The sequence below is a fragment of the Dyadobacter sp. SRI_021 genome (genome assembly GCF_057586235.1).
Window position 1 is genome coordinate 42,001 of record NZ_JBYCZM010000006.1, and the last position, 11,552, is coordinate 53,552.

Annotated in this window: 9 protein-coding genes; 5 read left to right on the forward strand and 4 right to left on the reverse strand. The window is 48.9% G+C overall.

All coding sequences use genetic code 11. The features are described 5' to 3' along the window. The first annotated feature begins 88 nt into the window (after positions 1–88). The 5 genes from AC2YIT_RS19225 (at position 89) to AC2YIT_RS19245 (ending at position 5,327) form a co-directional block, all read left to right on the forward strand. Positions 89–1,114, forward strand: coding sequence for a sensor histidine kinase (locus AC2YIT_RS19225; protein WP_487280212.1), 1,026 nt, complete (start codon positions 89–91; stop codon positions 1,112–1,114). Next, complete coding sequence (locus AC2YIT_RS19230) at positions 1,111–1,809, forward strand: LytR/AlgR family response regulator transcription factor (protein WP_487280213.1); 699 nt, start codon at positions 1,111–1,113, stop codon at positions 1,807–1,809. The genes AC2YIT_RS19225 and AC2YIT_RS19230 overlap by 4 nt, the downstream gene beginning before the upstream one ends. A gap of 128 nt (positions 1,810–1,937) precedes the next feature. After that, complete coding sequence (locus tag AC2YIT_RS19235; protein WP_487280214.1) at positions 1,938–4,244, forward strand: TonB-dependent receptor; 2,307 nt, start codon at positions 1,938–1,940, stop codon at positions 4,242–4,244. Between the two features lie 3 nt (positions 4,245–4,247). After that, positions 4,248–5,042 (forward strand): DUF4249 domain-containing protein, encoded by a 795-nt coding sequence (locus AC2YIT_RS19240; RefSeq protein WP_430851418.1) that lies wholly within the window; start codon positions 4,248–4,250, stop codon positions 5,040–5,042. Positions 5,043–5,186: 144 nt separating this feature from the next. Continuing rightward, positions 5,187–5,327 (forward strand): hypothetical protein, encoded by a 141-nt coding sequence (locus AC2YIT_RS19245; protein WP_487280215.1) that lies wholly within the window; start codon positions 5,187–5,189, stop codon positions 5,325–5,327. 116 nt (positions 5,328–5,443) lie between these two features. Here AC2YIT_RS19245 and AC2YIT_RS19250 read toward each other — a convergent pair whose 3' ends face one another. The 4 genes from AC2YIT_RS19250 to AC2YIT_RS19265 all read right to left on the reverse strand — a co-directional run bounded on the left by AC2YIT_RS19250 (position 5,444) and on the right by AC2YIT_RS19265 (position 11,537). Then, on the reverse strand, positions 5,444–7,870 hold the full coding sequence (locus AC2YIT_RS19250; protein ID WP_487280216.1) for an ABC transporter permease: 2,427 nt from the start codon (positions 7,868–7,870) through the stop codon (positions 5,444–5,446). A gap of 271 nt (positions 7,871–8,141) precedes the next feature. Then, complete coding sequence (locus AC2YIT_RS19255) at positions 8,142–10,211, reverse strand: copper-translocating P-type ATPase (RefSeq protein ID WP_487280217.1); 2,070 nt, start codon at positions 10,209–10,211, stop codon at positions 8,142–8,144. 215 nt (positions 10,212–10,426) lie between these two features. After that, positions 10,427–10,804, reverse strand: a complete 378-nt coding sequence (locus AC2YIT_RS19260; RefSeq protein WP_430851424.1) for a RidA family protein — start codon at positions 10,802–10,804, stop codon at positions 10,427–10,429. 40 nt (positions 10,805–10,844) lie between these two features. Further along, positions 10,845–11,537 (reverse strand): NUDIX hydrolase, encoded by a 693-nt coding sequence (locus AC2YIT_RS19265; protein ID WP_487280218.1) that lies wholly within the window; start codon positions 11,535–11,537, stop codon positions 10,845–10,847. Between the last annotated feature and the right edge of the window lie 15 nt (positions 11,538–11,552).

The following is an 11,552-nucleotide window of genomic DNA, read 5'->3' on the forward strand; positions in this document are numbered from 1 at the left end:
TTATTGGTCTACAAATAATCCCCGTTCTTCTCAAATTTTTGCGATGGACACAATAATATTATTGGTTTGGGGATTATTTTAATGACTCATGAAAGTAACTCGCGTCGCCGTTGCCATGCATGCCCTGGTCTGGGTTTTGTTGCTGGTAATCCCTTATGTACCAACCGACCAGGTTTTCAATACGCTTGACCCTACGGCAGACCGGAAGTATCTGCTCCTATGTCTGGCGCTGAGCTCGCTGCTACTGGCGATATTTTACATCAATTACTTTTTGTTAATACCGAGGTATTTGCTCGCCAAGCGGTATTGGGCCTATTTCAGTGCGCTTACGGGCGCGATCCTGACGGCGGGAGCTGCATTTTGGGGCATCCTGTATTTTGCGGATTTTAATTCCGTCCTGGTGTTGCATAGCAACCCGGTTGTAGAAAAAATCCTTCCGGTCATTATCGTGAATGCGTTGTTACTGTGGTCTTTATCCATTGTATCTTCCATTCTTTGGACGATCTACAACAGGTTGAGGCAGGCCGAAAGCGAAAAACTCTCCGCCCAGATCGCTTCCCTTAAATCGCAGATCAACCCTCATTTCCTTTTTAATACACTGAACAACATCTACGCCATCGCGATAGACACCTCGCCCCGAGCGGCAGATATGATCGATAAATTATCTGAAATGATGCGTTATACCACTAAGGATACGCAGCAGGATTTTGTATTGCTGGACGATGAGATCAGTTACATTAGCAACTATATTGAATTGCAGAAATTGCGCCTGGTCAGAAGCGTAAAGCTCGATTATGATTGCCCGGCGGATATTCCTGCTCTCAGGATCGCGCCGATGCTGTTGATTCCGTTTGTTGAAAATGCTTTCAAGCATGGCGTCAACTCGGAGCAAAAAAGCCGTATCAGGATAGAAATCAAAGTAAGTAATACAGAGCTTCAATTGAGCGTGGTCAACAATAAGGTGGACATCCAGCGGGATATTTCAGAACGGAGCGGGTTAGGGATCGAGAATACCCGGCACCGCTTGAACTTGATTTACCCGTCCAGGTATTTGCTGACGATCCATGACGCGGAAAAGGAGTTTAGTGTTTCCCTGCACATCGACCTACAATGATAACAGCCATTGCCATAGATGACGAGCCCCTCGCCCTGAACGTGATCAGGTCGCTGTGTGACAAACATGAGAACATCCATTTGCAGAAAACCTTCACGCAGCCCAGCGAGGCACTGCGCTACCTGAATAAATTTCCGGTAGACCTGCTATTCTGCGACATACAGATGCCTTCGATGACGGGGATAAGTCTGGTGAAATCGCTCAGGCAGAATACGATGGTGATTTTTACCACTGCGTTCAGCGAATATGCCGTAACCAGTTATGAATTGAACGCGATCGACTACCTGTTGAAGCCGATCAATCAAAAACGGTTCTCGCAGGCCGTTGCCAGGGCAATGGATTATTTCGATTATATCTATAAAAAGAATGAAGGCGCGGAAAAGAACCTGTTTGTCCGTTCCGATTTTTGTTTAGTGAAGGTGCCGCTAGCCGATATTGTTTATATAGAAGGACTGGCGGATTATTTGAAAATACATACCACCGGCAGAAAGCCGATCGTCGCACGCATGCCGATGAAGGACATAATCGAGAAGCTCGGTGCCCGTGACTTTGTACGGGTGCATCGGAGCTACATCCTGCCATTTTCCAGAATTGAAGCCGTCCGCGGTACCGTGATTTATATGGCGGGGCAGGAGTTTCCTATCGGACGTACTTATGCGGAGGAGTTTTTCAGCCGCTATGCCTGCGAGGAATAGCCTGTCGGTGCGTTTATCGCATAAATCCAACCCTTCTTCTCATTAATTTTTGCAGGCCTTTTGGAGATCACACATTTGTATCGCAGTCGGTTCGCGGCGCAAAAACGATCAAAAAAATGTTTGTATTCATGAAGTGTAAGAAAGTGTTTTTAACAAGTCTCTTGCTACTATTTGGTCCGGCCTTACTGATGGCGCAATCCAAATACACGGTAAGCGGGACAGTCAAACAGAAATCTTCCGGCGAAACGCTGATAGGCGTAACGGTGGTAGTGGCCGAACAGCCTGCCATGGGGGTAATCACCAACGAGTACGGTTTCTATTCGATATCCCTTCCGAAAGGGCGGTACACTTTGCGGTTCTCCTATGTGGGCTACCAGCAGCAAACGGTGGCTGTTGATCTGGAAGCCAACGCGAAAGTCAATGTAGACCTGTCCGATGATATCAGCTTGCAGGAGGTGGTGGTGACCTCCAAAAGGGACGATGATAATCTCACGCAGGCAGTGATGGGGACCGAGACGCTTAATATGAAGACGGCTGCCAAGATCCCGGTCGTATTCGGTGAAAAAGATCTGGTAAAAACCATTCAGCTGATGCCAGGCGTGAAATCCAACGGAGAAGGATCGAATGGGTTTTCGGTTCGGGGCGGTGCGACCGATCAGAACCTGATCCTGCTCGACGAGGCGCCCGTGTACAATGCATCCCATTTGCTGGGTATTTTCAGCACATTCAACAGCGATGCGATCAAGGACGCAACGATCATCAAAGGCAACAGCCCGGCGCAGTTCGGGGGGCGGCTTTCCTCGGTACTGGATGTGAAAATGAAGGAGGGTAATAATAGAAACTACCAGATAAGCGGAGGGATCGGCTTGATAAGCAGTCGGTTAACCATTGAAGGGCCCATTCAAAAGAGCAAGTCGTCGTTTATCGTCTCCGGCAGGCGCACTTATGCGGACGTGTTTGCCAGGCTCTCCTCGGACCTGAAAGACACGAAGCTGTATTTTTATGATCTGAACATGAAGGCCAACCTGGAAATCAATGACAAAAATAAGGTTTTCTTTTCAGGCTACTTTGGTAAAGATGTGCTGGGGATTTCGACGTTGTTTTCAAGTAAATGGGGAAATTCAACCGGTACTTTAAGATGGAACAGCGTGCTTGGCAGCAAGTTGTTTTCGAATACCTCATTCATTTACAGCAATTATGATTTTAATGTGGGTTTCAAAAGCGACGGCGCTGAAACCAACTTTAACTCGCATATTAAAGACCTGAACCTCAAACAGGACTTCACCTACTTCGCCAATGTGAAGAACAACATTCGCTTTGGTTTTAATATCATACACCATACCATTACACCTACCAGGGCGGGGGGAACCGACATTGTCAGCACCAAGAAAGATCGCAAGGGATTAGAGAATGCCGTGTACGTATCCAATTCATACAAAGCCACCGAACAACTGACCCTGGATTACGGCCTCAGGTTCTCTTTTTACAATGTGCTCGGAGGGGATACGTATAACATATACCGTAACAACGAGCTGGTCAGGTCGGTTGAGCTCGCGAAAGGGAAAGTGGGCAAGACCTATACCAATTGGGAGCCCAGGTTTTCCGCCAATTACCGGTTGAATGAGTTTTCCAGTGTGAAGGCGGGCTATGCGCGCAACACGCAGAGCCTGCATCTAATGAGCAATTCCACCGGCGGCAGCCCAACGGATCAATGGATAGGAAACAGCTACAACATCAAACCTGGGATTGCCGACCAGTTCAGCATTGGTTACAGCAGGAATTTTGAGGACAATGCTTACGAGCTCAACGCGGAGACCTATTATAAGTCTATGAAAGACCAGATTGACTACCGCGACGGCGCTGACATCAACACGGTTCCCGACATCGAAAGTGAACTGCTGTTCGGAAAGGGTAGGGCTTATGGCCTGGAAATATTGCTCAAAAAGAAAACCGGCAAGCTGACAGGCTGGATCGGTTACACCCTCTCGAAAACCGAACGGCAGATCAACGGAATCAACAACGGCGCATGGTACAATGCGAAGCATGACCGAACGCACGATTTGTCGGTGGTAGGTATTTATGAGCTATCGGCCAAGTGGACGCTGTCGGGGACATTCATTTATAACACCGGCAATGCAGTCACATTCCCGACCGGTAAATATGTGCTCAACGACCAGGTTATCTACCAATACAGCAGCCGTAATGCGGACCGTATGCCTGCTACCCACCGCCTGGATCTGAGCGCCACCTACGAGCGGCCATCTTATAGAAGATTTCAGGGGTCGTGGAGTTTTGGATTATACAACGTGTACGGGCGCAAAAATCCCTACATGATGACATTCAAGGAAAACAAAGTCAATCCTGAGAAAATCGACGCGGTTCAGACATCGCTATTTCAATGGGTTCCCAACATTAGTTATAATTTCAAATTTTAACACATGAAAAATATTCTCAGGACCACCGCCGCTGCTTTGCTTCTGACAAGTTGCGAGAAAGTAGTAGAGCTGGATTACAAGGGTAACCAGTCCCGGATTGTGATTGAAGCCAATATCACCAACCAACAAGGTCCTCATACCGTAAAAATCCGCAAGTCAATTGCGCTGACTGAAACCGGCGCTTATCCGACAATCGATAATGCGTTGGTAATCATCAGCGATAATGCAGGAAATTCCGACACTCTCAGCCCGCAGGGGAACGGCACTTATTATACCAAAACTTTAAAGGGGGTAGAGGGCAGGACTTACACGATGACCGTCGCCGCTGAAAACCAAACCTTCACAGCGCAAAGCACCATGCCGGCGCGGGTTCCATTTGACGGAATAAAAATAGAAGAGGTCGTGTTCGGCGGAGAAACCGAGTTCAACATTATTCCCGAATATGTAGACCCGGCTGAAAGAGGAAATAATTATCGGTTCGAGTTATTGGCGAATGACAAGTTGATGAACCAGCATTTCATTCAGAACGATGAGGTAAAGAACGGTGTAAAGAACACCGCGCGTCTCGAACTGAGCGATGACGAAGATCTGAAATTGAAACGCGGGGATTTGATCACACTGAAAATGCAATGTGTTGATGCCAGGGTGGCACTTTACTACAAGACCCTTGCACTGATCGCGGATAGTGGTCCAGGTGGCGGTATCACGCCCAACAATCCGCCAAGCAATATTTCCAACGGTGCACTAGGCATCTTCTCTGCTCACACAGCGGAAATAAAAAGTATTACCGTACCCTAGGACATCGAAGCGGCAAGATCTTTCGTGGAGATGGATGTTTGAACAGTGATGTGAGGTTAACAAAACTGCCGGTACTGAGAAATACTCCCTGCGGATTGCGGGGATGTATTTTGCTTCAATGAATATATCCGAAACATGGCGCTTATGAAGTTACTAGTTGAAAAGATTGGCGGTGAGGCCAGTAAGCTGTCAACTAACCAGGAGGTGATCCTGGAATTTATCCCTATGAGAGCTTTCAGAATGAAATCCGGAAAAATACTCCGCCATTGGGAGGTTATCCACTAACCAATCACGTTGCTTACCGCATTTTGCCGGCTGGGTTCTATTTCACGGTTACCATCCGCGGTAGTTTTGTGTTATTCATGACGAATGCTGAAAGCATGGGTTAAGGCGCATGTAATTTACTCGCTCCGCAACGATTTGATGGGATCTAGCAATGCGGTGGCTATCGTTTTGCTTCCAATCGAAACGAGCACCATCAGGAGCATCGTAACAGCAGGGCCTGCAAAGATGTAAAACGTGAGTTGGGTGCGAGTGGCATAATTGTCGAGCCATGCGTTGGCCAGAAAGTAAGTGAGCGGCAATCCAATCGTGGTGGCAAGGAGTATGAGCTTCAAAAAGTCTTTGGATAGCAGAACGACAAGGTTGCCCGTGGTTGCACCGATTACTTTCCTTATGCCAATCTCTTTTGTCCGTTTGGAAGCGGTGAATGTAGCCAGGCCAAATAGTCCCAGACAGGAAATTACAACGGCGATGATGGCAAGAAAACCAAAAACCTGGCGGAACCGGTCCTCAGTTTTGTACTGCTTGTCATATTCACTGTCCAGAAAGAAGTAAGTGAAGGGCGAATAGGGGAAGTTGGCTTCATAAGCCCGCTTCAGGGCAGCCAATTGGTCGCTTGGGTTGCCACCAGCAAACTTAACGCTGGCATAGTGGTCAAACTGCGGCGAATACAAGTGGATAATGGGAATATGGGGCACCTTCGGAGAATCGTAGTGATAGTTGGCTACTACGCCCCTGATCGTAGCCCGGTTTCCCCATAGATCGACCCGCTTGCCGATGGCTTCCTGCGGGGTTCTGATCTCCCATAGCCTGAGCGTTTCCATATTGACGATCAGTTGCCTGTCGGTCGTGTCCGGGAAACCCAGCCTGGTCGACCCGTCGAAATTTTTGCCAGCCAGCAGCCGGATGTCCATCTGATCGATAAATGCCGTATCGATGGCCGTAATATGGAAATTATAATACGTTTTTTTGATGGCGCCTGAAAGGTTGACGCCCGTTGTTGTTCCCATCCCCGCCGTTCCCATTCCCGGCACCGTACCCGAAAACGAAACCGCTTTCACTTGCGACTGTTCGAGCAGCATTTGCCGGAAAGCATTGTAATCGTTCTGTCTATCGACTCCCGCGGGTGCCTTCACAACCAGCGTGCGGTCCATGTTGAGCCCCAGTTTCTGCTCCCGCAGGTATTTCACCTGCCGGTAGACGACCACCGTCTGTACCAGCAAAATCAATGTCACGACAAACTGAAAAACGACCAGCGACTTACGCAGAAAAGCACCTTTGACAGAAGTCGAGAAATTACCTTTCAGCACCTTTACAGGCTCGAACGACGCGAGCACAATGGATGGATAAAATGCTGACAGTGTCACACTAAACAGGAGGAATGCTCCCGCACTTTTCCAGAAAAATACATCACCAAGCATGTGGAAATCTTTCGGCAGCCCGGTCATATTTATAAAGGCTGGTTCGAGAATTGCTACCATGCTGACGGCCAATACTCCGGCAAGCAGGTTGATGAAAACAGTTTCGACCAATACCTGCATCCTGATTTGGCGCTGGTTGGACCCAACGGCCTTTCTGACGCCGATTTCCCGGGCTCTGTCCAGTGCCTTCGCCGTGGTCAGGTTCACGTAATTGACCAGAGCGCCCAGCAGCACGAGCACTGCCACTCCCAGCAGCATGTACACCGCGTGCGGATCGCCGTTGGTTTCGGTTTCAAATGTTTTATGAGAGTAAAGGTGTATGTCGCTGATTTTCTGCGCGATCACCCGTTCGTTCTGGAATCGCTTTTCCTGCGAGAAACGATCGTTGAATTTTTCCAGCGATTTGACAAATCTTTCATGGGTTGTACCATCTGCGATTTGCAGGTAAGTGTAAGCGTTGTTGTTGTTCCAGTTATTTTCATCCTCGCCAAAGTCTGACAGCATCGTTGGGTAAGATATTACCATATCGAATTTCAAATGCGTATTAGCGGGGGAATCCGGGACTACTCCCGCTATTTCGAATAATACGTAGCCGTCTGATTTGGGAATTTTGATCGTTTTTCCGACGACGTCCAAGGTATTAAAATAGGTTAGCGCCATGGTTTTTGTCAGGATCGCTTCCCTTGGCTTGCCGAAAACGCCGCTTGCCTTACCGCGGAGCAGTGGATAGTTGAACATCCGAAAAAAAGAAGAATCGACCGCATACACATTGTCGAGCTGGTAATACCGGTCGCCAATCTGCACCGTGGAAAGACGGTTGCGTAACGGATAGGCCCGTGCGTAACTTTGCACCTCGCTCATTTCCCGCAATGCTTTGGCTGCAATCGGCGGATATGTTTCCGCATCCTGGGCATTGACGGTGCCGCCATTCAGGTAATCCATGGACAGCCGAACGACCCGGTCGGCCAGCGGATTGGCATTCTCGTAGCTTAATTCAAACCGCACATGTTGCGTGATCAGCAACGCTACCGCCAAGCCGGTAGCCAACCCAAATATGTTGATGAGCGAAAAGGTACCGTTCTTCCGAAGATTCCGCCAGGCAATAATGGTATAGTTCAGGAGCATAGGATGATAGTTTCAGTCGTAATGATTGACCTGCCTGGGTCACCGACAGTTTCAAAGTCTGTGGTAAAACAACTATACCTAAGCAGAAAGTCCTCAAATAGCGTGCTGGAACCCTTTTTGAATTTTATGCGTGTTCGAAATCGGACATGAGAGTTCGCTATTGAGCGCTGATCGTCGATTCAAGCCCATGGAGCATTCTGCTTTGCGCTAAGCTCCCAAGTTGTCTTGAATCTTCGCAGAGCGGGCTGTACCCGTACTGCGAAGATCCGGGCTATTGGTGCGTTACCCGCAGAAGTTTTGCGTTGATCGCCACGACAATCGTGGATGCGCTCATCAGCACGGCCCCCATTGCAGGGCTTAGCATGAAGGATGGGTATAGCACACCGGCAGCCAAAGGAATGGCAATCACGTTGTAGCCGATTGCCCAGGCCAGGTTCTGCACCATTTTTCTGTAAGTGGCCCTTCCGAAGGTGATCATCTGAACGACGTCCATCGGGTCGCTGTCAACCAGGATAATGTCGGCTGTTTCAGCTGCGACGTCGGTCCCCGAGCCCACTGCTATACCTACATCCGCCTGGGCAAGGGCTGGCGCATCATTGACGCCATCGCCGGTCATGGCAACTATCTCTCCCTTGCGTTGAAATTCCTTGACTTTGTCTTGCTTCTCGTGGGGCAGCACATTCGCCAGGTAGCCGTCCATATTCAATTTTTGGCTGACCGCCTCCGCAATTTTCTGATTGTCTCCGGTTAGAAGAAAGGATTTGATATTCATCTTTTTAAGCTCCGCGATGGCTTGCGCGGCGGTCTCCCGAATGCTGTCGGCGAAAGTAATCAAGCCAATCAGGTCTCCATCAATCAGAATGAAGTTCACCGTATCCGTGGCCTGGTCGACTTCTTCGGGAATGGCGGGCATGGGCTTATTCTCCTGCTTGAAATAGTTGGGCCCTGCGGCGATCACCTTTTTACCATTCACTACGCCAGTTACACCAATGCCTTGCATGTAGGTAAAATCGGTAGATTTCCAGAGTTCCAGGTTCTTTTGTTTTAACCCCCTGATAACCCCATGAGCAATGTGGTGCTCGGAGTTCTGCTGTATTGCGGCGGCATACTGCAGGATTTCGTCGGGTGAAACCTTATTGCCGACGGGGATAATCTGCTGTATTTCATGTGAGCCTTTAGTAAGCGTGCCGGTTTTATCGAAAATGATCGTGGTGAGCTTGCGGGCATTCTCAAATGCGGTACGGTTCCTGATTAACAGGCCATGCGTTGCCGAAAGCGTCGTTGATATCGCAATGACCAGCGGAATGGCCACGCCTAATGCGTGCGGGCAGGAAGTTACCATGACGGTGACCATCCTTTCCAGGGCGAATGCCAGATCCTGCCCGCCCGTATACCAAATGATGAAGGTAACCACGCCCACCGTGATGGAAATCAGTGTCAGCCAACCGGCCACTTTATCGGCCAGGTTCTGGGTATTCGATTTGGCACCCTGGGCAGTCTTAACCATGTTGATGACCTTATTGAGATAGCTGTCATCGCCCGCTCCTGTTACCTGGATTTTTAAAACCCCATCACCATTAATTGCACCGCCGATTACCTTGTCGTCCTTCTGCTTCTGAACAGGAACACTCTCGCCGGTGAGCATGCTTTCGTTCACGTAGGAACTGCCTTCGAAAACAAATCCATCCGCTGCGACTTTTTCACCCGGTTTAACCAGTAAAATATCCCCTTTGCGAAGGTCCTTTAACGCAATATCAGTTACCTGATTATCCTTCTCAACGTGAACTACCGATGGAAGCAGTGCCACCAGGGATTCCAGGGCCTGTGAGGCGGCCATCTGCGATTTCATTTCCAGCCAATGGCCAACAAGCATGATGTCGATCAGCGTGGCAAGCTCCCAGAAAAAGTCCATCCCTTCGAGCCCGAACACGACGGCTACGCTGTAAACATAAGCGGTAGTAATGGCTACGGCAACGAGCGTCATCATGCCCGGACTTTTGCTTTTCAATTCGCCTGCCAGGCCGGTAAGAAATGGCCACCCGCCATAAAAATAGATAATGGTGCTCAGCGCCATCAATACATACTGATCGCCGGAAAACTGCCAGTGAAAGCCTGCCCACTCCTGGATCATATGGGATAACAAGAGTATGGGTACGGTAATGATCAGGCAAATCCAGAACCGTTTCAGAAAGTCTGCCGTATGGTGGCCCGCATGCTTATCATGTCCGCCATGCCCGTCGTCGTGCCTTGCGTGATCGTGATGCGCGTGAGAGGAGGCCTTCATTGAGTGCGCGTGCTCCTGCTTGTTGTCGGGGCGGTTACTGTGGTGGTGATGTTCCATGCCATTGCATTTAAATCCTATCTATACAAGGATGTAGGCCATGCAAGTACCAATATTATCAGCAGGTTATTCTACATAATTTCTAACATCCTTTACATAATTATTGGATTGGCTGATAAGGGGAGGGAAGTCAGTCATGTGATTGCATTTGCCGCTCCCCTTAGCCACCACGTAGTTACTAATTCTCGCGCTAATCACTGATCAAGGAATGCGCCTTAACTAGCTTTCAGTTCTAAACTCGCAATGGTAGTTAACTCGACGCGGGCCTGTTTAGGCAAACCGGCCACGGCGATGCATGTGCGGGTGGGATAGCGGTCGGTGAAATAGGTTTGATACACGGCGTTCAACTGATCGAAATACCTCATGTCGGTCAAGTATACCGTAACACTGACAATGTGGTTGAATGTCAGCCCGTACTCGTTCAGTATGGTCTCGATATTTGTAAACACCTGCCTGGTCTCATCCTCGAACGAGGAAGTTACCAGCTGTCCGCCGGCAGAGCCGATCTGACCCGAAATGAACAAGAACCCGTTGGATACCAAAGCTTTTGAAATCGGTACTGCCGGTGCAGAAGCCTTTTCGATTGTACTCATGTGATAGATTGTTATGGATATGAATGGAGTTTATTTCGCCTTACTTAAAGCTGTACAAATAAGGAGCCATATGTGCCTTCCCGGAAAAATGCTTCTCGTGGCGGGTTAATACGTCTGCTGCGAGCATCTTTCGCTGAAAAGTGGTCCTCCGGAGTTTGGTGCCCAAAATGGCTTCGTATACATTTTGAAGTTCATTCATGGTGAATTTCCTGGGAAGCAGGTTTCCGCCCACTAATTTTCTGTCCAGATTGTCCCGCAAGGTCCGGATGGCTTTTTCAACAATATGCCGATGATCCAGGATGAGCTCTGGAAGCTCATTCACCGGGTACCACTCACAGGAATCGGAAAGCGCGTCGGGTCTTGGCGTCACGTCTTCGTAATTGATCAACGCGTAGTATGCCACCGAAATAAACCGGTCCAGCATCCATTGGTATCCGTCATCGGGTGAAATACCGTTGGCTTCGAGCAAGGTACGCATGACTTCAGGGTCAAAACGGCTGAAATCGCCGAATGTATAAAACTGTTCGAGGTAGATGTCTGTCAGCCCCGTCCGTTCATTCAAACCGCGAAGTACAGCGTCATTCAGGTTTTCCTGCAATTGTACAAACCCGCCCGGCAATGCAAACAGACCTGTGTTGTGATACTCCATAATCAGGATTTTTAGGTCACCTTCTGAAAATCCAAAGATCACGGAATCGTAGGCAATATGGGGTAAATAGGCCGTATTGGGCATTTTTGAATATTTTCT